Raw genomic sequence first — 23,890 nt, 5'->3', positions numbered from 1 at the left:
TGGTGGTACAGCACGAAAGTGGGGATGATCGACCTGAAAAAGAGGTCGATCATCATGCGTAAAGGGTGTTAAAAAGTGTTCACCATGTCTCCGAACACCTGTCTGCCATGTCTCCGGACCGTACACCCCAAAGAGGAGAGGGGACCGATCGTGCTCGCATTTTTGTGGGGATTCCTCAGCCCAGGGGGAGAGGGAGAAAACCGGTCGTAGCCCGGATCAGGCGCCTGCGCCGTCATCCGGGGAAACCAGCGGAATCTGGCGAAACCGACGCAATTCGCGCAACGTCAGCACCAGCATCACGCCCACTATCGCCAGCACAAAACCGCTGCTACTCGCCGAGGCCGCTGGCGTCATCACAACCCCAAGCCCGCCCAGGACTGCCGCGCCAATCGCATCGCCCGTGACGTTTTGCGCCGTCCACAGACCGTTGATACGCCCCAGCATCGCTTCCGGCGTTTGCGTTTGAATCAACGTGTACTGCAACAGTGAACTGATCGCACTCAGCCAGCCAAACAGGGCCAGAAACGCCGCGCCCAGCATCCAGTAAGGCATCAGGCTGAATAACCCAATAGCGACAAACGCCCCCACGCTACTGCCCAACATCAACAGGCCCGGACGCGGATGTTGCGCCAGCCGCCCACTGGTTAACGCGCCTGTCGCCGCGCCAAGCGGGATTGCCGCATACAGCACGCCAATTTGCGCCGCCGGGATGCGCCACTCAACGGCCAGTGCGGGATACAGCACGCGCACGGCGCTGGCCATGGTCAACAAGCCCCCCAGCAGCGCGATGCCGCCAATCAGCGGGCTATTGAACAAAAAACGAATACCCGCCACCAGCGAAGACAGCGGGTGTTCACGCGGCTGTGGCGGAGGCGGCAACACAGGCAAACTCAGTAACGGCAACAGGGTGATAAAAGTCCCTGCCGCCGCCAGCCCGTAATTCCAGGCCACCCCGCCCATTGCCAGCAACAGGCCGCCGCACATCGGGGAAATCACCGAACCCAGGCGCACCGTCAGCATGGTGAGCGCCCCGGCCTGCATTAAATTCTCACGCCCGACCAGCGCCGGGGTTGCCGCCAGCAGTGCGGTCACGCCGAGGGATGCGAAAAAACCGTCCCATAAACCGAGCAAATAAATCGCCAGCAGGGACGGTTCCGGCAACTGCGCGTTAAGCCACAGGCCGATAAAACCCATGCCGCAGGTGCCTCGCGCCAGCAGAATCAATTTTTTGCGTTCATAACGGTCGGCCAGGACGCCGCCCGTCATCAATCCAACGAACATCGCGCCGCCGGTCAGGGTAACGGACAGGCCCACCTGCCAGCTTGAACCGGTCATCGCCTGAATCTGTACCGGGATAGCAACGCCCAGCAAACCCAACGATAAGATTGAGATAAAACGGGCAAGAAACACGGCACGAAAGGCCGGATGCGTCTTCAGAAGGCTTACATTCAGCAGCCGGGATTGTTGGTTCATTACAACGCCTTAAGGCAATCTTTTTTTATCCATTCCAGGGCGTGCATGGTAACATAAGCAAACAAGATCGATAACGATAATTACTATCATTATCAAGCCAGGAATGTTTTATGTCGCTTCCTCGTTCCTCGAGGCGTGTTCTCACGCTTTTCGGGCTATTGATACTGCTTATTGTGGCAATGGCGCTCAGTATGCTGGTCGGTGCTAAAACAGTGCCCGCCAGCGTGATTGTTGATGCGCTGACAGGCACCTGCCAGAGCGCAGACTGCACCATTATTCGCGACGCACGCTTGCCTCGCACCCTGGCCGGATTACTCGCGGGCGGCGCACTGGGTCTGGCGGGCGCGCTGATGCAAACCCTCACCCGCAACCCGCTGGCCGACCCGGGCCTGCTGGGCGTAAATGCCGGGGCCAGTTTCGCCATTGTCCTGGGTGCGGCCTTGTTTGGCACCGCCTCCCCCGTTGAACAACTGGCGCTGGCCTTTGGTGGCGCACTGGTGGCTTCGCTGATCGTGGCCTTTACCGGCAGCCAGGGCGGAGGGCAACTGAGCCCGGTACGTCTGACGCTGGCGGGTGTGGCGCTGGCGGCCGTGCTCGAAGGGCTTTCCAGCGGCATTTCGCTACTCAACGCCGATGTCTACGATCAATTACGCTTCTGGCAGGCCGGATCACTGGATATTCGTACCCTGCAAACAGTGAAAATTGTGCTTCTGCCGGTGCTATTGGCTGCAAGTATTGCGCTCATCTCCAGCCGGGCGCTGAACAGTCTCAATCTGGGCAGCGATACCGCGACTGCGCTCGGCAGCAAAGTGGCGCGCACGCAGCTTTCTGGTCTGCTGGCCATCACCGTACTTTGCGGTAGCGCGACCGCAGTAGTCGGCCCCATCGCCTTTATCGGGCTGATGATGCCGCACCTTTCGCGCTGGCTGGTGGGGGCCGATCACCGCTGGTCGCTGCCGGTGACCTTCATCGCCACCCCTGCCTTGTTGCTGTTTGCCGATATTATTGGCCGTCTGCTGGTGCCGGGTGAGCTGCGCGTGTCAATTGTTAGCGCTTTTATTGGCGCACCGGTTCTGATTATCCTGGTTCGCCGCGCGCGCGGAGGTGGCCTGTGACCGCCCCGTCCCGTCGTCTGATCATCAGTTGTCTGCTGATGCTGCTGGCAAGCCTGGCCTTTGCCCTCTGGGGTCTGCGCAGCGGTGCGGTGATGCTCGATAGCAGCCAGGTCATTAATGCGCTCACCGGGAGTGCGCCGCGCGCCATGCAGCTTGTGGTCATCGAATGGCGGCTGCCCCGCGTTCTGATGGCGCTGCTGATCGGTGCCGCGCTGGGTGTCAGCGGCGCTATCTTCCAGTCGCTGATGCGAAACCCGTTAGGCAGCCCGGATGTAATGGGCTTTAACACCGGGGCATGGAGTGGCGTGCTGGTGGCAATGGTCTTTTTTGGCCAGCATCTGACGGCGATTACGCTCGCCGCTATGGCGGGAGGCATTCTGACCTCGTTCATCGTCTGGTCGCTGGCGTGGCGCAACGGCATTGAAACCTTCCGCCTGATTATTGTCGGCATCGGCGTACGGGCGATGTTGATGGCTTTTAACACCTGGCTGATTTTACAGGCCTCGCTGGAAACCTCGCTTACTGCCGGGCTGTGGAATGCGGGGTCGCTTAATGGTTTGACCTGGGCCAAAACCTTCCCCTCCGCGCCGTTTATTCTGCTGATGTTTATTGGCGCAGCGTTGCTTTCCCGCCGTATGCGACTGCTGGAGATGGGGGATGACAGCGCCTGCGCCCTTGGCGTGAGCGTGGAGCGTTCGCGCCTGCTGCTGATGCTGGTGGCCGTTGTGCTGACCGCCTCCGCCACGGCACTTGCCGGGCCTATCTCATTTATCGCGCTCGTCGCGCCACATATTGCCCGGCGCATCAGTGCCACCACACGCTGGGGCCTTGCACAGTCGGCCCTCTGCGGTGCCCTTCTTCTGCTGGCCGCGGACATTTGCGCACAACGGCTGTTTATCCCTTATCAGTTGCCGGTGGGCGTCGTCACCGTCAGCATTGGCGGTATCTACCTTATCGCCTTGTTAATTCAGGAGTCCCGCAAGAAATGATCGATACTCAGGCCCGTTTGCATGGCGAACAGTTAACCCTGGGCTACGGTAAGAAAGTTGTCGCCAGAGACCTGAGCGTCTCGATTCCCGATGGCCACTTCACGGCGATTATTGGGCCGAACGGCTGCGGGAAATCGACGCTGCTGCGCACCCTGAGCCGCCTGATGACGCCAGAGAAAGGCCATGTTTATCTGGACGGCGAGCAGATCCAGCGTTTCGCCAGCAAAGAGGTGGCGCGACGTGTCGGGCTGCTGGCGCAAAATGCCACTACGCCTGGTGACATCACCGTTCAGGAGCTGGTCGCCCGTGGCCGCTATCCGCACCAGCCGCTGTTTACCCGCTGGCGTCAGGAGGATGAGCAGGCAGTCGTCCGCGCCATGCGCGCCACCGGGGTGGACACGCTGGCGTTGCAGAGTGTGGACACGCTCTCCGGCGGACAGCGGCAGCGCGCGTGGATAGCAATGGTGCTGGCGCAAGAGACCTCGATCATGCTGCTTGATGAGCCGACCACCTGGCTTGATATCAGCTATCAGATTGATCTGCTGGAGTTGCTCAGTGAGTTAAACCGCGAGCAGGGGTATACGCTGGCGGCGGTGCTGCATGATTTGAATCAGGCCTGTCGCTACGCTACCCATTTGATTGCCCTGCGAGACGGCAAGATTGTGGCGCAAGGCGCGCCGAAAGAGATTGTGACCGCGGAACTTATCGAAGCGGTATACGGTTTGCGCTGTATGATTATTGACGATCCGATCGCCGGTACGCCGCTGGTGGTACCGCTGGGACGACGTTCGCTCTGATGCTGTCCCGGATGGCGGCTTCGCCTTAGCCGGGCAACCACCGTAGCCCCGGTAAGCGACAGCGCCACCGGGGACATTTTCCCCCTACCCCAACAGCTCCCGCACAACCGGGCCAATCGCTTCAAACGCCTGCGGGGAAATGATATCCACATGGGCGCAATCCTGACGATAAACCTCCAGTTCACTCACCCACGGCGACCAGGCCTTTTGCGGATCCATCCCCGGCGTCAGCGTGCGTTCGGCGATAAAGAGCGTCGCTTTACCGTCAAATTTCGCGCTGTGGGCCGTGGTCAACAGACGTACCGCATCGCCATAGTTACCTTCAATCGCGGCAAACAGTTCCGTCGAGGCCTGTCCTTTTTGCGCCGCCAGAAACGCCTGTCGCTCGCGCTCGATTTCCGCCAGCACGGCAGGATCCAGCCCGTTGGCCTCTTTCTCCGCCCAGTTCTGCGTCTCCGGCGGCCAGGTATCCAGCAGCCCTAAAAATGCGACCGTTTCCCCGCGCGCCCGCAGCCGGGCGGCAATCCCCTGCGCCAGGGTACCGCCCAGCGAATAACCAAACAGGTGATAAGGCCCGTGTGGCTGCTGTGCAAGCAGTGTCGCAAGATGATGTTCGCACACCTCATCCAGTGTGGCGGCCTGCTGCATCGGCCCATCAGGACGCGGAGACTGGATACCCATAATCGCCCAGCGCGGCGAGAGATAGCGCGCCAGCACGCTGAACTGCCAGGCAAAACCAGAAGCCGGATGGAAACAGAACAGCACCGGCCCGTCGCCATCGCGCAAGGGCAGAAGGGTTTGCAGACCAAGCTGGCTATCGGCCTGCGTCTGCGTCAGCAAGACCGCCAGTTTCTCGACCGTTGAGGCCACCATAACCTGCCCCGGCGTCACCGGGCGCGCAAACGTCTGGCTCAGTTGTGCAGCCAGGCGCATCGCCAGCAAAGAGTGGCCGCCGAGGGCAAAGAAATCGGCCTGCGCGTGCTGAACCTCGCAGCCGAGCAGCGCGGAAAAAGCCTGTGCAATCTGCGTTTCCACGCCCGGATTCAGCGCCCGACCGACCTGCTCACGCGCGGGTTCAGGCAGAGGCAGCGCTTTTCTGTCGAGCTTGCCATTGGCGCTCAGCGGAAGCTCGCTGAGTTGCAGCAGCACCACCGGCACCATATGCGGCGGTAGCTGCGTACTCAGTTGCTCGCGCAGCGCGGTGAGATCCAGCGGCAGACCGCTCTCTGAGACCACATAGCCCACCAACTGGCGCGCATCACCATTGCCTGCCGCCGCCTGATTGAGCACGCAGGCATGGGCGACACCCTGCGCGACATCTGGCAGTGTCTGTAACGCCTTGTCTATTTCGCCAGGCTCAATACGCTGCCCGCGAATTTTTAGCTGATCGTCGCTGCGGCCCAGATATTCCACCGCGCCATTCTCCAGCCATTGCGCCACATCACCGGTGCGATACATACGCTCGCCGGGCGCAAAGGGGTCAGCGATAAAGCGGCTGGCGGTAAGATCCGGCCGCCCCAGATAGCCTTGCGCCAGTTGAATACCGGTCAGGTACAAATCCCCCGCCACACCCGGTGGTACCGGCTGCATCATGCTGTCCAGAATACGCAGCCCCGTATTCCACACCGGGTAGCCAATCGGTACGCTGTTGCCCTTCACCGCCGCCAGCGCATCGCCAAACGCCGGATACCAGCTCACATCAACGGCGGCCTCCGTAGGCCCATAAAGATTATGCAAGGGCACGCCGGTCAGTTGTTGCCACTCGCGGCACAGGGCCGCCGGAAGCGCTTCGCCGCTGCAAAAGACCTTGTTCAATGTGCGGCAGTTTGCCCGCGCCGTTTCTGGCGTCAGCGATGTAACAAACGCAGCCAGCATGGACGGCACGAAGTGCGTGGTGGTCACGCCAAAACGGGCGAAGAAGCGTTGCAACGCCTGCGGATCGCGGTGTGCCTCCGGTTCCGCCATCACCAGTTGCGCACCGGCAATAAACGGCCACCAGAACTCCCACACGGAGACATCAAAACTGCACGGCGTCTTTTGCGCCACGACGTCCTGCGCGTTCAGCGGATAGTGGTTTTGCATCCACAACAGACGGTTGACGATAGCGGTCTGCCCAACCATCACCCCTTTCGGTCGCCCGGTAGACCCCGAGGTAAAGATGATATAGGCGGTGTGTTCCGGGCGGGACAGCGCCAGGGGTTCGCCGCCTGTCACCGCCAGCGGTGCGCTGTAGCAAAGGTGATTCAGGCCAGGCAGACCACTAAACCGTGAAAGCTGGTCATCAGAGGTGATAAGCAGACGCGGCCTGGCATCTTCCAGCATCATGTGCAGTCGCTCATCCGGATAACCCGTATCGAGCGGCAGCCAGGCAGCCCCGGCTTCAACAATGCCGTGTAGCGCCAGCGTCAAAAACACAGAGCGCGGTAACGCGACGGCAACGCTGTCGCCGGGTTTAACGCCGCGCTCACGCAGAAGTTGCGCCAGCGCCACCACCTGCTCACGCATCTCCCGATAGGTTAATTGCCAGCACGCATCGGCCAGCGCCGGAGCATCCGGCGTTCTTGCCGCCTGCTCGGCCACCAGTTGGCTCAGCGTTGTGGCTGGCAACATCATGCCGGTATCGTTAATTTTTTCGATGCTCTGCCACTCATCAATGGAAATCAACTGCGCCTCACCGCAGCGCAGCGTCGGGTCCGCGGCAAACTGGCTCAACAGGCTGTGCAAGCGGGACACGTGGTTATTGAGCACGCGTTCATCGTAGCGGCTGCGGTTAGCCAGCACGTCCAGCATCAGGCCGCCCTCTTCGTCCGGAAAGAGCGCAATCTCCAGATCGTTGACCGGGCCTGTCGCCAGTGTATGGGTTTGCCCGGCAATCCCGTCAATATCCAGCAGGTAATCGAACATTTTGACGTTAAACACCGGGCCAAAGAGCGGCTCATCCCCGGCAGCGCGTCCGGCATCACGCTGGATTTGCTCGGCATCGTAACGCTGATGGCGGCGCATCTTTTTCAGTTGCCCGTCAAGGGCACTGGCCAGTTCCGCCAGGGTTTGCGTCTCCTCGATATGCACGCCCAGCGGCAGCACATTGAGCACCGGCCCGGTTGCGGTCAGCGCCGCTGAGCCCATCCGGCGCATAAAAATAAACCCGGCGGCATAATCCAGTCGCCCACAGAGTCGGCCTAACCACAACGCCACCAGCGCCAGTGCCAGATCGGCTGACTGACACTGGTTCGCCGCCTGGGTCAGGCGACGGAATGCGTCGGTATCCAGGCGACATGTCAAACGCAGAATATCGGTCGTCGCCGCACGGCCCGGCAGTGGCGCAGGTGACAGGGAAACCGGTGCGGGTAAGGTGCGTTTTTGTTCCGCCCAGAAGACTTTGTCACGCTGCCAGGCGTCACTTTCCCGGTAGCGTTGATATTCGTCCACCACCCCGGCAAAGGGGGTAAAGGGTGTCGGGGGAATGGCGTTACCCGCACGCAAGGCACGGTAAATGGCGGTAATCTGGCGGGTAATGGCGGGGAAACTAAAGCCATCTACCAGCAGATGGTGATAACGCTGATACCAGAACCAGCGATGGTTATCGACCTGAATAAGCACATGGCAGAACAGCGGTTTGCCGCTGTCCACGCGAAGCTCCTGCGCGAGATCGGTCTGCATTAATGCCAGCGCGGCCGCATGCGGGTCGGTATGATGGCGAACATCAATAATCTGCGGCAGGGCAAACACGCTATCATCGTCCAGTTGCTGCCAGACCTCGCCGTTGTCTTCTGTAAAGCGCATCCGCAAAGTATCAGCCTGGGCCAGGCCTTCTTTGATGGCCTTCGCCAGCAGCGGTGCGTCCAGTTCGCCGTCCAGCTCCACATAGTGGGCCACGCTCCAGGCATTGGGCAGCGTGGAGAGTTTTTCTGCCATCCAGATCCCAGGCTGCGCGGCCACGAGGGGTAAACGTGTGGTCATTCGCGTCTCCTTAGCAGGCGTGATGCGCCGGGGTTAAACTCTGCCAGTTGGCGTGGAGCCAGGCGTTACACACCTCCTGCGAGGCGGGCTGGCATACCACGCGCCATCCTTGCGGAAGCGCGCACTGCTGTGGCCACAGGCTGAACTGCTGCTGCGCGTTTTGCAGAATAAAAAATTGCCCCTGCTGATTATCAAAGTGGTTACTGAATGCCATACCAGGCTCCTGTCGTAATTGCACTTATTGCGCCGCGCGTGTCAGAGGTTGCCAGAGGGTTATCAGCCCTGCGGTCAGCCCGCCGCGCCAGCAAAGCGCATCATGTCCGCCGTCAACCTGACGCCAGAAAACCGTCTGTTGTGTGTGTTGTAATTGGGCATAAAGGGCCTGATTGGCCCGGAAAATAATCGGCTCGCGCACCCCGGCTTCCAGCACAATACGCAGCCCCTGCGCGGATACCTCGCCGCGTTTGAGTTGTTCGGTAAGCAGGCCATCCTGCTGGCCGTCGCGCGTTGGCCACCAACAGGAACCCGACTGACTCAGCACGCAGCCAAAACGCTGCGGCCAGTGCAAGGCGGCATAGAGCGCTGACAAACCGCCAAAACTCTGCCCGGCCACCACCGTGCGGCCAGCGTCATCGCTAAAGGGAGTTACCGCCTGCACTTGCGGTAATAATTCCTGCTGAATCGCCAGCCAGAAATCGGGATTACAGGGCAACTCCTGGCTGCGGTGGGTGGTATCAATTACATCGATGAGCAGATAGACGGCAGGCGGCAATAAACCCTGTTCGGTAAGGGCTGCCAGCGCGGGCCAGACAGGCATGCTTTCGGCCCAGAACTGACCGTCGAGCAGTATCGCCAGCGGGCGCTCAGCGCCTGGGTCATCACCGGTGGCGTAGACCCACACGCGGCGATGATTATTCAGGCGTTGGCTATGCCAGCTCATCATCGTCGCCGGGGTGTATGCGGCATCGGGCCGATCCCAGCCTGGCTGATGCGGGGCACCGGGCATCGCCAATGGCGATACGGGATGGCCTCGCCCGCCACGCCAGCTATGCGGGTTAAGCGGATCGGCAATCGCGCGTGGCAGCAGTTTGCGCCAGCCTTCGCGCAGTGCCATACGATCCGGCGGCAATTGGGCAAACACCTGCGGCGAGAAGTCGTCAGCGCGATCGGAGGGGATCAGGCAATAGCTTCCGCGCCACCCGGCTTCCAGTTGCGTTTGCCAGCACCAGACATCCGTTCCGGGAATGCGCGCCAGCGACTGCGGCGTCGCCTGCTGATGGTGGTCAGTGACGCCAGTGATATAGATCCAGACATGGGTAGTGCTGGAGGTGGTTTCGGTACCCGCCGGGTCACGCCACCAGAAGGTAACCTGATAATTTCCATCACTTTCCAGACACCATTCTGGCCCCGTTTTTGCCTTCCACCAGGCCTCGCTTCCCGCTATCAATGCCAACGTCATAACCTCACATTCACTGTGGAAATTTTTGCTTGCAGAGTAACAATTATTGATAATATTATTGATAACTATTTTCATTTGCAATAGCGTATTGTCGCGCTTTGGCGAGCGCGTCTTTCATAATCACAATGCCGTCTTTTGCGGATTTTCTCAGGATGAGCCCCCTTCGCAATTGAATGGCAATGGCGTGCCGTGTTTCTTACCCGTCTGGGGATGGATCGCGCGGGAATACGGCAAGAAAAGCAGGAAAAACAATGAAAAACAAAATGCGTTCCCTGACCTTGTTGGTCAATCTGGGAATTTACGGCGTGGCTTTACCCGCATTCGCGGCAGAGACGACGACCAACGACACAGCCAGTAATGATGACACCATTGTGGTTACCGCCGCGCAGCAAAATCTGCAGGCGCCAGGGGTATCAACCATCACCGCTGATGAGATCCGTAAAAACCCACCCGCACGTGACGTTTCCGAAATCATCCGCACCATGCCCGGCGTTAACCTGACGGGTAACTCTACCAGCGGTCAACGTGGTAACAACCGCCAGATTGATATCCGTGGGATGGGGCCGGAAAACACCCTGATCCTGGTCGACGGAAAACCGGTCACCAGCCGTAACTCTGTTCGTCAGGGTTGGCGCGGTGAGCGTGATACCCGTGGCGATACCAGTTGGGTACCGGCCGACATGATTGAACGTATTGAGGTTATTCGTGGCCCGGCCGCTGCGCGTTATGGCAACGGTGCTGCGGGGGGTGTGGTGAATATCATCACCAAAAAATCGACCGATCAGGCATGGCACGGTTCATGGAACAGTTATTTCAACGCACCGGAGCACAAAGATGAAGGCGCGACTAAACGTACCGACTTTAGTCTGAGCGGCCCGCTGGGCGGCGATTTCAGCTTCCGTCTGTACGGTAACCTGAATAAAACGCAGGCCGATGCCTGGGACATTAACCAGGATCACCAGTCTGAACGTACCGGTATCTACTCCAACACTATGGCCGCAGGGCGTGAAGGGGTGGAGAACAAAGATATTAACGGCGTCGTGCGTTGGGATTTCGCGCCGCGACAAGCGCTGGAGTTCCAGGCCGGTTACAGCCGCCAGGGGAACCTCTACGCGGGCGACACCCAGAACACCAACAACGACAGCAGCACCAACAACTACGTGAAGGAAAACTACGGCAAGGAGACCAACCGCCTCTATCGCCAGAACTATTCCATCAACTGGACGGGCGGCTGGGATAACGGTGTGACCACCAATAACTGGGCACAGTATGAGCACACCCGCAACTCACGTCTCGGCGAAGGGCTGGCGGGCGGGCTGGAAGGCCTGTTCAACAGCAACCATTTCTCAGATATCGATCTGGCAGACGTGATGCTGCACAGCGAAGTGAGCGTGCCGTTTGACCTGCTGATCAACCAGAACCTGACCGTCGGTACCGAATGGAACCAGCAGCGGATGAAGGATATGGCGTCCAACACCCAGGCGCTGCAGGGCGGCCCGATTTCCGGTTTCGCCAGCACGGGCCGTAGCCCTTACTCCAGCGCGGAAATCTTCTCTGTCTTCGCCGAAGATAATATGGAAGTGACCGACACCACCATGCTAACGCCTGGCCTGCGTTTCGATCACCATACAGTGGTCGGCAACAACTGGAGCCCGTCGCTGAACCTGTCTCAAGGTCTGGGTGATGATTTTACCCTGAAAATGGGGATCGCCCGTGCGTATAAAGCGCCGAGCCTGTACCAGACCAACCCGAACTACATTCTGTACAGTAAGGGTCAGGGCTGTTACGCCAGCGGCACCGGCGTGGGCTGCTACATGATGGGTAACGACGACCTGAAAGCGGAAACCAGCATCAACAAAGAGATTGGTCTGGAGTTCAAACATGAAGGCTGGCTGGCGGGCGTGACCTGGTTCCGTAACGACTACCGCAACAAGATTGAAGCAGGCTATTCGCCGTTAAGCCAGACCAAAGTCGGCAGCACCAAAACCGATATCTATCAGTGGGAAAACGTACCTAAGGCGGTCGTTGAAGGCCTGGAAGGGACGCTGAACATTCCGGTCACCGACGCGGTAACCCTGAGCAACAACGTCACTTACATGCTGCAAAGTAAGAACAAAACCACCGGTGAACGTCTGTCGATCATCCCTGAATATACCCTCAACTCAACGCTGAGCTGGCAGGTTGTGCAGGATGTTTCCGTGCAGTCCACCTTCACCTGGTACGGCAAACAACAGCCGAAGAAATATGACTACCAGGGTAACCCGGTGACCGGTTCTGCTAAGGACGAAGTCAGCCCGTATAGCATCGTTGGTCTGAGCGGTACCTGGGATGTGAACAAATACGTGAGCCTGACCGCCGGTGTCGACAACGTCTTTGATAAACGTCACTGGCGTATGGGTAACGCGCAGAGCACCGGCGGCACTACCGGCTGGATGTACGGCGCAGGTGCCAATACCTATAACGAGTCCGGTCGCACCTGGTATATGGGTATCAATACCCACTTTTAAGCACTAACCTTCCCTCTCCCTGCGGGGAGAGGGCGGGCGTAAGGCGAAATATGGATATCCTTCACTCCACGCTTACCCTTCATTCCCACCCGGTCCATTTCATCACTTTCGACCCCGCAACCTTTGCAGAGCGCGATCTTTTGTGGCTGCCCCACCATGACCGCCTGGCAAACGCCGGACGCAAGCGTAAAAGCGAACATCTGGCCGGGCGGATTGCCGCCGTGCATGCCCTGCGAAATTATGGTCATCAGGCCGTGCCGGGTATCGGTGCTGGCGGCGAACCGCTCTGGCCCGCCGGACTTTACGGTAGCATCAGCCATGCCGGGCAGACCGCTGTCGCCGTTGTCTCATCTGCCTGTGTCGGCGTGGATATTGAGAGCGTATTCTCTCCTCAACTGAGTAAAGAGATCGCCGAAAGCATCGTGAATGCCGAAGAATACGCGTTACTACAGCGTGCCTCGCTTCCCTTTGAACGGGGGTTATCGCTTGCTTTTTCCGCAAAAGAGAGTCTTTTCAAAGCCTTTTCCACCCTTGCTTTTCCCCTTCCCGGCTTCCATAGCGCGCAGCTCATTGCCCTGAATGACGGGTCACTCACCCTGCGCACCAATGCGCAATTCAGTCGCCATCATGCAGATATGTGCGTCGATATTGCATGGATTTCTCATGCAGAACAGATCCTGACTCTGGTGAACGGTATCCCCACAGGATCGTGATCGTTTTCTCCTTTTAAGAAATTTGCTGCACAAACCATAGACAGTTCAGCATTGCCGTTTTATCGTTAACTTGAATAATAAATCATTATTGAATAAATATTCAATGTGGAGAAAAAGATGAAAACGACCCTACTGAAATCTGCTGTACTGGCTTCCCTGATCGCCGCTTCCGGCTCGCTGTTTGCCGCGGATAACGGACTGATCGCCATTATCACCCCCTCACACGACAACCCATTCTTTAAAGCGGAAGCAGACGGCGCGGCGGCAAAAGCCAAAGAACTTGGCTACACCACCCTCGTGGCTTCCCATGATGATGACGTGAACAAACAAAACCAACTGATCGAAACGGCGATTGCCCGTAAAGCGAAAGCGATCATCCTTGATAACGCCGGCGCAGACGCCACCGTCGGCCCGCTGGAAAAAGCCAAAGCTGCTGGCGTACCGGCCTTCCTGATTGACCGTGAAATCAACAAAACCGGCGTTGCTGTCGCGCAAATCGTCTCTAACAACTATCAGGGCGCACAGTTGGGCGCACAAAAATTCGCCAAATTGCTGGACGGTAAAGGCAAGTATGTCGAACTGTTAGGGCGTCAGTCTGATACCAACGCCAGCGTCCGTTCGCAGGGCTACCACGATGTGCTGGATGATTTTCCGGATATGAAAATGGTGGCGCAACAGACCGCGAACTGGAGCCAGACCGAAGCCTTCACCCGTATGGAAGCTATCTTGCAAACCAACCCGGACATCGTGGGTGTTATCTCCGGTAACGACACCATGGCGCTCGGCGCAGAAGCCGCGCTGAAAGCCGCCGGGAAAACCAACGTCATTGTGGTTGGCTTTGACGGCAGCGATTACGTCCGTGACTCCATCATCAACAAAGGCAACATCAAAGCCACCGTTCTGCAACCAGGCTGGCAACAGGCGCAAATGGCAGTCGAACAGGCCGATTACTTCCTGAAAAACGGCAAAGCCCAGAAAGAAGAGAAACAGCTTATGGACTGCATGCTGATCGACGAAAGCAACGCCAGCAAACTGAAAATGTTCAACCTGAGCAAGTAAGAGCGGAGATGTTATGTCGTTAAAACAATGGGGGGCTGCATTCGTAGGGTGCACCACCCTGTTGCTGACGGCCTGCACAGTGGTGGATCTGGATGCAAACGGCAAGCCGATAATGCCTGCCGATCCGAATGCGAAAGCCAGCTTCGATAACATGACCCCACAGCAGATCGCGCAACAAACATGGCAAGAACGCGTCATCGACGCCGCCCACAAGCATGCGTTGGACGCCACCGCACTCACCACACAACTGAAGGCGACAAGCGACAAACCACAAAGCGTGTTTGTTCACCTGACAAGCAAGGTCGAACGCGTCGATGTCAGTAATGAACGTGAACAAAAGCTGATCATTACGTTCAACGGCCAGCCGCTGGAAGTGCAGACCGGGCCGGTTATCCAGGGCAACGCCATTCGCGATGCCACAGGCTTTAAATTTGAAGACTTTACCAACCAGGTTCAATTTGCGCAGTTATCACGGGCTTACAACCGCGAAACCATCAAGCACTTACCCAAAGTGGATGAGAGTTGGGTGGGTAAACAGGCGACTGTGCTGATGGCCATCACGATTAAGAGCGGTAAGGCAACAGATGCCGCGGCACTGGAGTTGAAACAGGAGACACAGTAATGAGCGATGTACCTGTGGATGACATTATTCTGCGCACGCGCGGCATCTCGATGCTCTTTCCCGGCACCATCGCGCTGGACAACGTGGACTACAACGTCTGGCGCGGCAAGGTGAATGTGATCATCGGCGAGAATGGCGCAGGGAAATCCACCCTGATGAAAATCCTCGCGGGTGTACAGCAACCGAGCCTGGGTGAAATCGAACTCAACGGCAAACCGGTGCAGATTTCCAGTACCCGTGCCGCTGCCGCACTGGGTATCGGCATGGTGCACCAGGAGCTGAACCTGTTTGAAAACCTCAACGTCGCCGAGAACATTTTCCTGGGACGCGAGTTGCAAAAAGGAATTGCGCCTATCAACGAAGCGGAACAGGAAAAACGGACCGCCGGGCTGTTAAAACGTCTCGACCAGCCTATTTCACCGAAAGAGCTGGTGGGCAACCTGAAAGTAGGCCAGCAGCAGTTAGTGGAAATCGCCAGGGCGCTGGCGGAAGACGCGGACATCCTGATCCTCGACGAACCCACGTCGGCGCTGAGTAAAACGGAAGTGGAGATCCTCTTTCGCGTGATCCGTGAACTGACCCGCCAGGGGGTGTCGATTATCTATATTTCGCACCGTCTGGAAGAGTTAATGGCCATTGGCGATGTCATCACCATTCTGCGCGACGGCAAGTTTCAGGCCGAAGCGAAAGTGTGCGACATCGACGTCCCGTGGATCGTTCGCGAAATGCTGGGCAGCGATCCGGTGAGCAACTTCCTGGCACCGGGCCGTACCTTTGGCGCGCCGGTGCTGGAAGCGGAGCACATCACCTGCGTTAACAGCGCGGGCAATGCGGTGGTGGACGATGTGACCTTTAAGGTTCACAGCGGGGAAATTGTCGGTATTTACGGCCTGATGGGCGCGGGGCGCACAGAGCTGTTTGAATGCATGCTCGGTACCGAACGCAACTACCTGGGCAAACTGTGGCTCGACAGCAAACCTGTGCCGCAGCGGCTGGCAACGGCGGATCGTATCCGCATGGGGATGAGCCTTGTACCGGAAGATCGCAAACGTACCGGTATCTTCCCGATATCGTCGGTGGCAACCAACCTGACCATCGCCAGCCTGTGGCGGCGGTTGCAGCGCGGGATCACCATTTCGCAAAAAGATGAGCAGGCGGTGGTGGCGAGCACGATTGGCAACCTGTCGATTAAGGTCTCAACGCCGGATGTGGAAATCCAGGCGCTGAGCGGCGGTAATCAGCAAAAAGTGGTCATTGGTCGCTCGCTGTTAACCAACCCGAAAGTCCTGTTTCTGGATGAACCGACACGCGGGATCGACGTGGGGGCGAAAGCCGACGTCTTCCGCATGATGGTGCAGCTCTCCGAACAGGGGATCGCAGTGGTCTTTTCCACCTCCGATCTGAAAGAAATCATGGCGGTATCTGACCGCATTCTGGTGATGTCCGGCGGCAAACTTACTGCCGATATCGTGCGCGATCGGGCCGAAGAATCGGCGCTGGTAACGGCAAGTGCTCAGGGGTTCTGATATGAAAACAACACAATCTGTGGCGGTGGCCCCGCGCGCAAGCGCATCGCTGTCACGCGAAAGCATTCTGCTTCTACTGTTAAAGCTGCGAACCTTTATCGCACTGTTCCTGATTGTTGGTTTCTTTACTGCCACAGTGCCCGGCTTCCTCTCGACGGGCAGCCTGGTGATCATGATTAAACATATCGCCATCAACGCCTTCCTGGCGCTGGGCATTACGTTTGTCATCATCACGGCCGGGATCGATTTGTCGATTGGCGCAACGTTGGGCCTGTGCGGGATGATAGCCGGCTGGATGATCACCAAAGGGATTGTGCTGCCGATGTTTGGTATCGCCATTTTCCCCAGCGTCTGGGTGATTGTGCCGCTGGTGTTGCTGATCGGCGGCTTAATTGGCGCGGTGAATGGCTGGATCATTACCCGCTATAACGTCGCGCCCTTTATCTGCACGCTCGGTACGATGTATGTCCTGCGTGGTGCCGCGATGCTCACCTCAGATGGGCAAACCTTTCCGGGGCTTTCCGGCAATCCGTTGCTGGGCAATACCGGCTTTGATGAGATTGGCGCCGGTACGCTGTTTGGCATTCCGTGGGCTATCTGGCTGATGATTGTACTGGCGGTGGTGATTGCCTATGTCGCCCGTCGCCTGCCCTTTGGCCGCCACGTTTATGCTATCGGCGATAACGAGCGTGCGGCAGAGCTTTCCGGCGTGAAGGTGAAACAGGTCAAAATCTGGGTTTACACCATCTCCGGGTTCTGTGCAGCGCTGGCCGGGATCGTGGTGTCGGCACAGTTACTGGCGAGCCATCCAGCGAACGGTACAGCCTTTGAAATGAACGCCATCGCTGCGGTGGTGCTTGGCGGAACCTCGCTGGCAGGCGGGCGCGGCACCGTGCTCGGGACGCTGATCGGCGCCTTCGTTATCGGCTTCCTCGCCGATGGGCTGGTGATGATGGGCGTGAGTGAATTCTGGCAGATGGTGATTAAAGGTATCGTGATTATCGTTGCAGTCATCATCGATCAGATGCAGAACCGTATGCAGCAAAAAGCGGCGGTGATTGCGCAAAAAGCAGTGATAGAAAGTAAGTAGTTTTATCGGTTTTGGCCTGGGTTTCTCAGGCCTCAGATAACCGATAAAACCACCGGAGTTGATGGAGCAACGCCCCCGGGACTCCCGGAGGCGACGTAACCCAGGTCAGCCGTGGCTTACCAGACTACGCGCGGTGGCGTAATCCGTGATCAGGACATCGATGTAATTCCCCTGCAACGCGCCGCGAATCGCATTGTGCTTTTCCGGCCCGCCCGCAAGCGCGATAACCTGCTGGCAGGCGCGAATTTGCTCCAGCTCCATGCCAATGACCGGATCCTCCTCCTGGGTAAGAACGGGTTTCCCCGACGCATCGTAGTAATGCAGGCAGATATCCCCTACCGCGCCACGTTCGGAGAGCAAATGCAGCATATCTTCGTTGTAGTAGTTGCCGGAGTTTTTCAACAATTGTGACGGCTCCAGCTCGCCAATCCCGACAATCGCCACATCGACCTCGGCAAATTTCGCCACCACCGCCGCCACATCCGGGCTATTAACCAGCCGTGCGCGCTCTTCAACCGAGTGCTCAATACTTTGCGAAGGCAGCAGCCAGGCCGGGCAGCCTAAATGTTCCGCCAGTTGTTGAGTCAGAATGGTCGCCTGCACGTTGCCGTTCGGCCCCACCCCGCCAAGAAGCTGAATAACACCCTGGGCGCGGATATTTTGCGGGTGCATTTCATCGACCATGCAGCGAATGGTACTGCTCCAGGCAGAGATCCCCACCAGGTCTTCCGGGCGGACGCGGGTTTCCACATAGTGCGCCGCCGCGCTGCCAATGGCATGTTTTATCTGCGCATTGCTGGCGTTTTCCCCCACATCCACCACAATTGCCTGACGGATGCCATACTGTTGCTCAATGGCCTTTTCCAGCGACACAAAAATATTGGTGGGCTGCACCACGGTAATTTTCACCAGCCCTTCTTTTTGACAGCGCGTCAGTGCGCGTGAGACAAATGACTGCGACAAGTTCAACAGCGAGGCAATCTCTGACTGCTTTTTGTTCTCGTTGTAATAAAGCGTGGCGATCTTCACCAGCAAACGCTGCTCATCCTGCTTTGACATTGGTTTCCCCTTCAATTCTCTCCTGTCATTTTTATTCATACCCGAATAGATAACAAGCTGCGCAATACCGGGCGGGAGGATCCAAATGTGATCCTATTCTCCTTTCTTCCAAATTTGCTTGCACAAGGCGTAGACAAACCTCCGGACAAGGCATATCTTTACTCATGAATAATAAATCAGTAGTGAATATATATTCAAAGCAATCACAACCTGACGTTTAACCTTGTGGGATCGACCGCAAAAGGGTGCGCAGTTGTTCTTTTTCATCCTGGTTGAATATTTATTCAATGTAGATTATAAATTCAAGAGGTGGACTATGAATCCGTTTTCGCTCTCTGTTGAGGAGCTTGAAAAAAAAGCACGCGCCGTACGCCGTCGCATCATCGTGCTGAATGCCGAAAGCCCGGCTGGTGGGCACACGGGCGCAGACCTATCCCAGGTTGAGCTGCTAACTGCGCTCTACTTCCGCATTCTGAACTGTTCGCCAGAACTGAAAGAGAGCGATGAACGCGACATTTACATCCAGTCAAAAGGTCACGCGGTGGGGGGGTATTACTGCATTCTGGCGGAAGCCGGATTTATCCCTGTGGACTGGCTGGCAACCTATCAGCATCCCGATTCGCATCTGCCGGGCCATCCGGTAAAACATAAAACGCCGGGTATCGAACTCAATACCGGCGCACTGGGCCACGGCCTGCCCGTTGCGGTCGGTATCGCGCTGGCGGCCAAACGCAGCAACAGCAAACGCCGGGTGTTTGTCGTTACCGGTGATGGTGAACTGGCGGAGGGCAGTAACTGGGAAGCCGCGCTGGTCGCCGCCCATTACCAGCTCGATAACCTGATCATTATTAACGATAAAAACAGCCTTCAACTGGCCGGTCCAACCAAAGAGATCATGAACACCGATCCGCTGGATGAAAAATGGCGCGCCTTTGGCATGCAGGTTACCGAGTGTCAAGGTAACGATATGGCTGACGTGGTGGCGACGCTGGAAGGATTGCAGCCTGCGGGGAAACCGCACGTCGTGATTGCTTACACCACCAAAGGCGCTGGCATCTCTTTTATTCAGGGACGCCCGGAATGGCACCACCGGGTGCCGAAAGGTGAAGAAGTTGAACTGGCGCTGGAGGAACTGAAAGATGAGTAATAGCGAACATCTCGCAACGGTGATGGTGAATGCGTTTATCGACGCGGTTGACCGCGGGATAGACCTGGTGCCGGTGGTGGCAGACTCCACCTCCACGGCCAAGATCTCACCGTTTATGAAGAAATTCCCGGGCCGCCTGGTGAATGTCGGTATCGCCGAGCAAACGCTGGTGGGAGCCGCTGCAGGGCTTGCCATTGGCGGCAAAGTTGCGGTGACCTGTAATGCCGCGCCATTTTTGATCTCGCGTGCTAACGAACAGATCAAAGTAGATATTTGCTACAACAACACCAACGTGAAGCTGTTTGGCCTGAATGCCGGTGCCAGCTATGGCCCGCTGGCCAGTACGCACCATAGCATCGACGATATTTCCGTATTGCGTGGTTTTGGCAACATCGAAATTTACGCCCCTTCCTGCCCTGTTGAATGCCGTCAAATAATTGACTATGCGCTGGACCACGTCGGCCCGGTCTATATCCGCCTTGACGGTAAAGCGTTGCCGGAGCTGCACGATGAAGGTTATCAGTTCAAACCGGGTGACATTGATGTGCTGCGCGAAGGGAAAGACATTGCGCTGGTGGCGATGGGATCGACAGTCCATGAAATTGTCGCCGCCGCCACACAACTGGCAGAAGGCGGTATTGAGGCCTGTGTTATCAGTGTACCGTCTATTCGTCCGTGTAATACCTCGCAATTACTGGCCGCACTGAACACCTGTAAAGCGGTCGTCAGCGTTGAAGAGCACAACATCAACGGCGGCGTGGGCAGCCTGGTCGCCGAAGTACTGGCAGAAGCCGGATACGGCATCCCGCTGCGCCGCCTCGGTATCCCTGATGGTCAATATGCGATCGCCGCCGATCGGGCCTCCACCCGCGCACGCCATGAGATTGATGCCGCAGGTGTGGTGAAAAACGCCCGAGAACTGCTGACACGGCAATAACAATAATAAAGAACAACTTACTGGAGAGAGAGCAATGTCCCGAATTCCTCAACAACTGACCATGGCGGTGATTATTGGTAACCGCGGATTTTTCCCAAGCTACCTGGTGGCAGAAGCCCGTGAACAGGCGGTCGCCCTGTTTGGCCGCCTGGGCATTAAAACCATTATGCTCGATGAGACCCAGACCGAGCTCGGCGGTGTTGAAACCCGCCAGGATGCCAAAACCTGTGCCGAACTGTTCCGCGCCCACCGTGATGAAATTCACGGCGTGGTTGTGCTTCTGCCAAACTTCGGCGATGAAAAAGCGGTGGCGGAAACCCTGCGCCTGTCCGGCTTGAACGTCCCGGTGCTGGTCCAGGCGGAAGAGGACAATCTGGATAAGATGGGGCTGGCGACGCGCCGCGATAGCTTCTGCGGCAAGATCTCCCTGTGCAACAACCTGCGCCAGTACGGCATCCCGTTCACCCTGACAACACAGCACGTTTGCGCCCTGAGCGGCGAGATTTTCGAGCAGGATCTGAAACGTTTTGAACAAATTTGTCGCGTGGTGAGCAGCATGCGTGGCGTTCGCGTGGGGGCCATCGGCGCACGTCCGGCCGGTTTCAACACCGTACGTTACAGCGAAAAACTGCTCGAACGCCTGGGCATTGCAGTGGAAACCCTGGATCTGTCCGAAGTCTTCACCCGTATCAAATTGCTGCGTGATGACGATATCCGCGTTGATGAGAAACGCCGTCTGCTCATTGACAACGCCGACGCCAGCGGTATCGCCGCGGACAAACTGGTCACCATGGCGAAGCTGTTTGTGGTAATCAGCGAATGGGTTATCGCCAACGATATCGACACCACGGCCATTCAGTGCTGGACCTCGTTGCAGGAAAACCTGGGCATTAACGTCTGCTCCATCATGAGCGTGATGTCCGGTCAACTGATGCCGTCAGCCTGTGAAGTCGACGTGATGGGCGCGCTTTCTATGTACGCACTGGCAAGCGCCAATATGAGCCCGGCCTCGATTGCTGACTGGAACAACAACTTTGGCGACGATCGCGATAAATGCGTGCTGTTTCACTGCGGTAACTTCGCGGCCGCCAGCCTGGAAACCCCGCATATGGGCACCGCGGACATCATCGGTACGACCGTGGGTAAAGAGAACACCTGTGGCGCGGTGCATGGCCGCCTGAAATCCGGCCCCCTCACCTATTTCCGTCTGAGCACTGACGATTTGACCGGTGAAATCAAAGCCTACGTGGGCGAAGGCAAATCCGTCGACGATCCGCTGGATACTGTCGGTTGTCGCGCAGTCATTCAGGTTCCGCATCTGGAAGCGTTGCTCACCTATATTTGCCGTAACGGTTTTGAGCACCACGTGGCGATGAACCACGCGGCCAGTGGCACCATCCTGCATGAAGCCTTCACTCGCTATCTCGGCGTTGATACTTACCTGCACCAGTAATGCAGTGCGCATGGGCCTGATGGAGAAATACCATGTCGAAAGATATTGTCATCGCGCTTGATGAAGGGACAACGAACGCCAAAGCCGTCGCGCTGGATGCTCAGGGCAATGTGGTGGCGAAAAGCGCGCGCCCGTTGACCATCCAGACACCCCGCGAGGGCTGGGTAGAGCAGTCTGGCGAAGCGCTATTGCAGGCGTCACTGGCGGTAATAAGCGAGGTGATTGCGCAGGTTGGCCCCGAGCGCGTAGCGGCGCTGGCGATCAGCAATCAGCGGGAAACGGCCATTGGTTGGTATCGCGCAAGCGGGTTGCCGTTAGGTCCGGCCATAACCTGGCAATGTTCACGTACGGCAGATTTTTGCCATGCTCTGCGCGAGCAAGGTCAGGACGCTAAAATTAAAGCGGTGACGGGGCTGCCCGTCGCCCCGCTGTTTTCCGCATCCAAAATGCGCTGGCTGTTAAATTCGCTGCCCAATGGTCGGGGGCTGGCGGAACAAGGTGAAATTTGTCTTGGCACAATAGATAGCTGGCTGCTCTGGCACCTGACGGCGGGCGAGTCATTTTGCTGCGACTACTCGAATGCCTCGCGCACACAGTTACTGAATCTTAATACCGCCGACTGGGACGCGGAGATGCTCACACTCTTCCAGATCCCCCGTCAGGCGCTACCGGAAATTCGCCCCTCCAGTGGATTGTTTGGCTACACCAAAGGGCTGAACGCCATCCCGGAGGGTATCCCGGTGCTGGCGATGATCGGCGATTCGCACGCCGCGTTGTTCGCCCACGGACTTGGCGCCGCCGGGTGTGTGAAAGCGACCTACGGCACGGGGTCATCGGTAATGGCTCCGGTGGTCTCCGCTCAGTGTGACGTGAAATCACTGGCGACCACCGTAGCGTGGCATGATGGTGAACGGCTGGTGTACGGGCTGGAAGGCAACATTCCTCATACTGGCGATGCAGTGGCATGGATGGCGGAAAGTACAGGCTTAAGCGAGCTGCCGGAAGCGGAACTGGCGCAAGCGCTGAATACGCTACCGGCCTCAGTGGAATCAACACTCGGCGTCTATTTTGTTCCGGCACTGACGGGCCTCGGCGCCCCCTGGTGGGACGAAGATGCGCGTGGTCTGATTCATGGCCTGAGCCGTGGCGTCAAGCGCGCGCATCTGGTTCGCGCTGCGCTGGAGTCGATCACCTACCAGATTGCCGACGTGGTGGTTGCCATGCGCCAGCACGGCGATTTCGCCTTAAAAGCGCTGATGGTCGATGGCGGCCCTACCAGGAACGACTGGCTGATGCAATATCAGGCCGACCTGCTCGGTTGCCCGGTGATGCGCAGCGACGTCCCGGAGCTATCAGCTATGGGAGCGGCACTGCTGGCACGAAAGGCACTGTTGCAGATCGATACAGAACAGCTTCGCCAGTATCTTCCCGAACATGCGACGTTCACACCGGATGAACAGCGTCACGACAGATTGCAAAAACGCTGGCATGACTGGCAAAGCGCAGTACAGCTTGCCCGCACACAAAAAACGCAGGCAGGCTAAAGAGTTTGGGTGCGTGAGGATCCCACCTGACAAGATGATTTGCGGGGATTGCTCCCCGCAATTCAGGTTAGCTACTTCTTCGGTTCGTAAGCGAGAACAGCTTTAAACTCAATACCACGTTGCCTGTAGCTCATCTCGCAAAGCGAGTCGCGTACTAACAGCGTGAAACCCAGTGCAGTCATACACAGCACCACGATCGCCACCAGGGCGTACTTCGTTAGCATGTCGTTGCCTCCGTGCAAAAAAGAGACTAACATCCAACTTGTCGAGGGTTGGATGATAAGCCTCAGGTTGATAACACTATCTCCTGGGGCTTTCACCTTTCTGAACCCTGCAAATGCCTGACTCAGAAAGCCTCAGGCACCCGCGAGCATCCTAACCTCTTCATTCCCTTCGCACGAAAGAAAAACTGTATTTATATCCAGTTAAACGCAATTTTT

General features: G+C 57.5%; 19 protein-coding genes. 13 read left to right on the top strand and 6 right to left on the bottom strand.

What is annotated here, in order from left to right; translation table 11 throughout:
- Positions 1–216 precede the first annotated feature (216 nt).
- Complete coding sequence (gene entS / locus ABU190_RS24830; protein WP_354692642.1) at positions 217–1,473, bottom strand: enterobactin transporter EntS; 1,257 nt, start codon at positions 1,471–1,473, stop codon at positions 217–219.
- A 110-nt stretch (positions 1,474–1,583) separates the two neighbouring features.
- Between entS and fepD the strand changes: the two genes are divergently transcribed.
- Genes fepD through fepC form a run of 3 tightly spaced genes read left to right on the top strand, consistent with a single transcriptional unit; the run spans position 1,584 to position 4,374 of the window.
- Positions 1,584–2,588 carry a Fe(3+)-siderophore ABC transporter permease gene (gene fepD, locus ABU190_RS24825; RefSeq protein WP_354692641.1) on the top strand — a complete coding sequence of 335 codons (1,005 nt, stop codon included), beginning with the start codon at positions 1,584–1,586 and terminating at the stop codon, positions 2,586–2,588.
- Between the two features lie 38 nt (positions 2,589–2,626).
- Positions 2,627–3,577, top strand: coding sequence for an iron-enterobactin ABC transporter permease (fepG, locus tag ABU190_RS24820; protein ID WP_232034437.1), 951 nt, complete (start codon positions 2,627–2,629; stop codon positions 3,575–3,577).
- Entirely contained in the window at positions 3,574–4,374 is an 801-nt protein-coding gene (fepC, locus tag ABU190_RS24815; protein ID WP_354035367.1) for an iron-enterobactin ABC transporter ATP-binding protein, read from the top strand. The genes fepG and fepC overlap by 4 nt, the downstream gene beginning before the upstream one ends.
- Positions 4,375–4,458: 84 nt before the next feature.
- Here the strand turns inward: fepC and entF are convergent, their stop codons facing one another.
- Genes entF through fes form a run of 3 tightly spaced genes read right to left on the bottom strand, consistent with a single transcriptional unit; the run spans position 4,459 to position 9,868 of the window.
- Positions 4,459–8,334 (bottom strand): enterobactin non-ribosomal peptide synthetase EntF, encoded by a 3,876-nt coding sequence (gene entF, locus ABU190_RS24810; RefSeq protein WP_354692640.1) that lies wholly within the window; start codon positions 8,332–8,334, stop codon positions 4,459–4,461.
- 10 nt (positions 8,335–8,344) lie between these two features.
- Entirely contained in the window at positions 8,345–8,548 is a 204-nt protein-coding gene (locus ABU190_RS24805; RefSeq protein WP_354692639.1) for an MbtH family NRPS accessory protein, read from the bottom strand.
- Between the two features lie 24 nt (positions 8,549–8,572).
- The gene (gene fes / locus ABU190_RS24800) at positions 8,573–9,868 is read right to left on the bottom strand and encodes an enterochelin esterase (RefSeq protein ID WP_354692638.1); all 1,296 of its coding nucleotides are present in this window, start codon (positions 9,866–9,868) and stop codon (positions 8,573–8,575) included.
- A 176-nt stretch (positions 9,869–10,044) separates the two neighbouring features.
- On the opposite strand from fes, the gene ABU190_RS24795 reads away from it, so the two are divergent.
- From ABU190_RS24795 to ABU190_RS24770, 6 genes are all read left to right on the top strand, one after another.
- Complete coding sequence (locus ABU190_RS24795) at positions 10,045–12,300, top strand: TonB-dependent siderophore receptor (protein WP_165159006.1); 2,256 nt, start codon at positions 10,045–10,047, stop codon at positions 12,298–12,300.
- A 50-nt stretch (positions 12,301–12,350) separates the two neighbouring features.
- On the top strand, positions 12,351–13,013 hold the full coding sequence (gene entD, locus ABU190_RS24790) for an enterobactin synthase subunit EntD (RefSeq protein ID WP_354692637.1): 663 nt from the start codon (positions 12,351–12,353) through the stop codon (positions 13,011–13,013).
- Between the two features lie 117 nt (positions 13,014–13,130).
- On the top strand, positions 13,131–14,072 hold the full coding sequence (locus ABU190_RS24785; RefSeq protein ID WP_110295786.1) for a D-ribose ABC transporter substrate-binding protein: 942 nt from the start codon (positions 13,131–13,133) through the stop codon (positions 14,070–14,072).
- Positions 14,073–14,085: 13 nt separating this feature from the next.
- Positions 14,086–14,694 carry a DUF2291 family protein gene (locus tag ABU190_RS24780; RefSeq protein WP_079497978.1) on the top strand — a complete coding sequence of 203 codons (609 nt, stop codon included), beginning with the start codon at positions 14,086–14,088 and terminating at the stop codon, positions 14,692–14,694.
- Positions 14,694–16,220 (top strand): sugar ABC transporter ATP-binding protein, encoded by a 1,527-nt coding sequence (locus ABU190_RS24775; RefSeq protein ID WP_354692636.1) that lies wholly within the window; start codon positions 14,694–14,696, stop codon positions 16,218–16,220. Before ABU190_RS24780 ends, ABU190_RS24775 begins: the two co-directional genes overlap by 1 nt.
- 1 nt (position 16,221) lies before the next feature.
- Positions 16,222–17,310 carry an ABC transporter permease gene (locus ABU190_RS24770; RefSeq protein ID WP_193795440.1) on the top strand — a complete coding sequence of 363 codons (1,089 nt, stop codon included), beginning with the start codon at positions 16,222–16,224 and terminating at the stop codon, positions 17,308–17,310.
- Between the two features lie 105 nt (positions 17,311–17,415).
- Here ABU190_RS24770 and ABU190_RS24765 read toward each other — a convergent pair whose 3' ends face one another.
- The gene (locus ABU190_RS24765) at positions 17,416–18,369 is read right to left on the bottom strand and encodes a sugar-binding transcriptional regulator (RefSeq protein ID WP_041852201.1); all 954 of its coding nucleotides are present in this window, start codon (positions 18,367–18,369) and stop codon (positions 17,416–17,418) included.
- A gap of 316 nt (positions 18,370–18,685) precedes the next feature.
- On the opposite strand from ABU190_RS24765, the gene ABU190_RS24760 reads away from it, so the two are divergent.
- The 4 genes from ABU190_RS24760 to ABU190_RS24745 are packed head-to-tail and all read left to right on the top strand — an operon-like array spanning position 18,686 to position 23,450.
- Positions 18,686–19,516, top strand: coding sequence for a transketolase (locus ABU190_RS24760; protein WP_354692635.1), 831 nt, complete (start codon positions 18,686–18,688; stop codon positions 19,514–19,516).
- Positions 19,509–20,453 carry a transketolase C-terminal domain-containing protein gene (locus tag ABU190_RS24755; RefSeq protein WP_354692634.1) on the top strand — a complete coding sequence of 315 codons (945 nt, stop codon included), beginning with the start codon at positions 19,509–19,511 and terminating at the stop codon, positions 20,451–20,453. Before ABU190_RS24760 ends, ABU190_RS24755 begins: the two co-directional genes overlap by 8 nt.
- Positions 20,454–20,487: 34 nt before the next feature.
- The gene (locus ABU190_RS24750) at positions 20,488–21,906 is read left to right on the top strand and encodes an L-fucose/L-arabinose isomerase family protein (protein ID WP_354692633.1); all 1,419 of its coding nucleotides are present in this window, start codon (positions 20,488–20,490) and stop codon (positions 21,904–21,906) included.
- Between the two features lie 32 nt (positions 21,907–21,938).
- On the top strand, positions 21,939–23,450 hold the full coding sequence (locus tag ABU190_RS24745; protein ID WP_354692632.1) for an FGGY-family carbohydrate kinase: 1,512 nt from the start codon (positions 21,939–21,941) through the stop codon (positions 23,448–23,450).
- Positions 23,451–23,521: 71 nt separating this feature from the next.
- Here ABU190_RS24745 and ABU190_RS24740 read toward each other — a convergent pair whose 3' ends face one another.
- Entirely contained in the window at positions 23,522–23,674 is a 153-nt protein-coding gene (locus ABU190_RS24740) for a Hok/Gef family protein (protein ID WP_071193916.1), read from the bottom strand.
- Positions 23,675–23,890: the final 216 nt, after the last annotated feature.

Source organism: Phytobacter sp. RSE-02 (assembly GCF_040578655.1).
Taxonomy (GTDB): domain Bacteria; phylum Pseudomonadota; class Gammaproteobacteria; order Enterobacterales; family Enterobacteriaceae; genus Phytobacter; species Phytobacter diazotrophicus.
The sequence above is the reverse complement of the archived record's forward strand: the minus strand, read 5'-3'. Positions and strand labels throughout refer to the sequence as shown.

Bases quoted from the DNA above. Each gene is read 5' to 3' on its own strand.
- ABU190_RS24775 (WP_354692636.1), top strand. From the start codon at position 14,694: ATGAGCGATGTACCTGTGGATGACATTATTCTGCGCACGCGCGGCATC.
- ABU190_RS24740 (WP_071193916.1), bottom strand. From the start codon at position 23,674: ATGCTAACGAAGTACGCCCTGGTGGCGATCGTGGTGCTGTGTATGACT.
- fepD (WP_354692641.1), top strand. From the start codon at position 1,584: ATGTCGCTTCCTCGTTCCTCGAGGCGTGTTCTCACGCTTTTCGGGCTA.
- entD (WP_354692637.1), top strand. From the start codon at position 12,351: ATGGATATCCTTCACTCCACGCTTACCCTTCATTCCCACCCGGTCCAT.
- ABU190_RS24795 (WP_165159006.1), top strand. From the start codon at position 10,045: ATGAAAAACAAAATGCGTTCCCTGACCTTGTTGGTCAATCTGGGAATT.
- ABU190_RS24760 (WP_354692635.1), top strand. From the start codon at position 18,686: ATGAATCCGTTTTCGCTCTCTGTTGAGGAGCTTGAAAAAAAAGCACGC.
- ABU190_RS24755 (WP_354692634.1), top strand. From the start codon at position 19,509: ATGAGTAATAGCGAACATCTCGCAACGGTGATGGTGAATGCGTTTATC.
- fepC (WP_354035367.1), top strand. From the start codon at position 3,574: ATGATCGATACTCAGGCCCGTTTGCATGGCGAACAGTTAACCCTGGGC.
- ABU190_RS24780 (WP_079497978.1), top strand. From the start codon at position 14,086: ATGTCGTTAAAACAATGGGGGGCTGCATTCGTAGGGTGCACCACCCTG.
- ABU190_RS24765 (WP_041852201.1), bottom strand. From the start codon at position 18,369: ATGTCAAAGCAGGATGAGCAGCGTTTGCTGGTGAAGATCGCCACGCTT.
- ABU190_RS24745 (WP_354692632.1), top strand. From the start codon at position 21,939: ATGTCGAAAGATATTGTCATCGCGCTTGATGAAGGGACAACGAACGCC.
- fes (WP_354692638.1), bottom strand. From the start codon at position 9,868: ATGAAAATAGTTATCAATAATATTATCAATAATTGTTACTCTGCAAGC.
- entF (WP_354692640.1), bottom strand. From the start codon at position 8,334: ATGACCACACGTTTACCCCTCGTGGCCGCGCAGCCTGGGATCTGGATG.
- fepG (WP_232034437.1), top strand. From the start codon at position 2,627: ATGCTGCTGGCAAGCCTGGCCTTTGCCCTCTGGGGTCTGCGCAGCGGT.
- entS (WP_354692642.1), bottom strand. From the start codon at position 1,473: ATGAACCAACAATCCCGGCTGCTGAATGTAAGCCTTCTGAAGACGCAT.
- ABU190_RS24805 (WP_354692639.1), bottom strand. From the start codon at position 8,548: ATGGCATTCAGTAACCACTTTGATAATCAGCAGGGGCAATTTTTTATT.
- ABU190_RS24750 (WP_354692633.1), top strand. From the start codon at position 20,488: ATGTCCCGAATTCCTCAACAACTGACCATGGCGGTGATTATTGGTAAC.
- ABU190_RS24785 (WP_110295786.1), top strand. From the start codon at position 13,131: ATGAAAACGACCCTACTGAAATCTGCTGTACTGGCTTCCCTGATCGCC.
- ABU190_RS24770 (WP_193795440.1), top strand. From the start codon at position 16,222: ATGAAAACAACACAATCTGTGGCGGTGGCCCCGCGCGCAAGCGCATCG.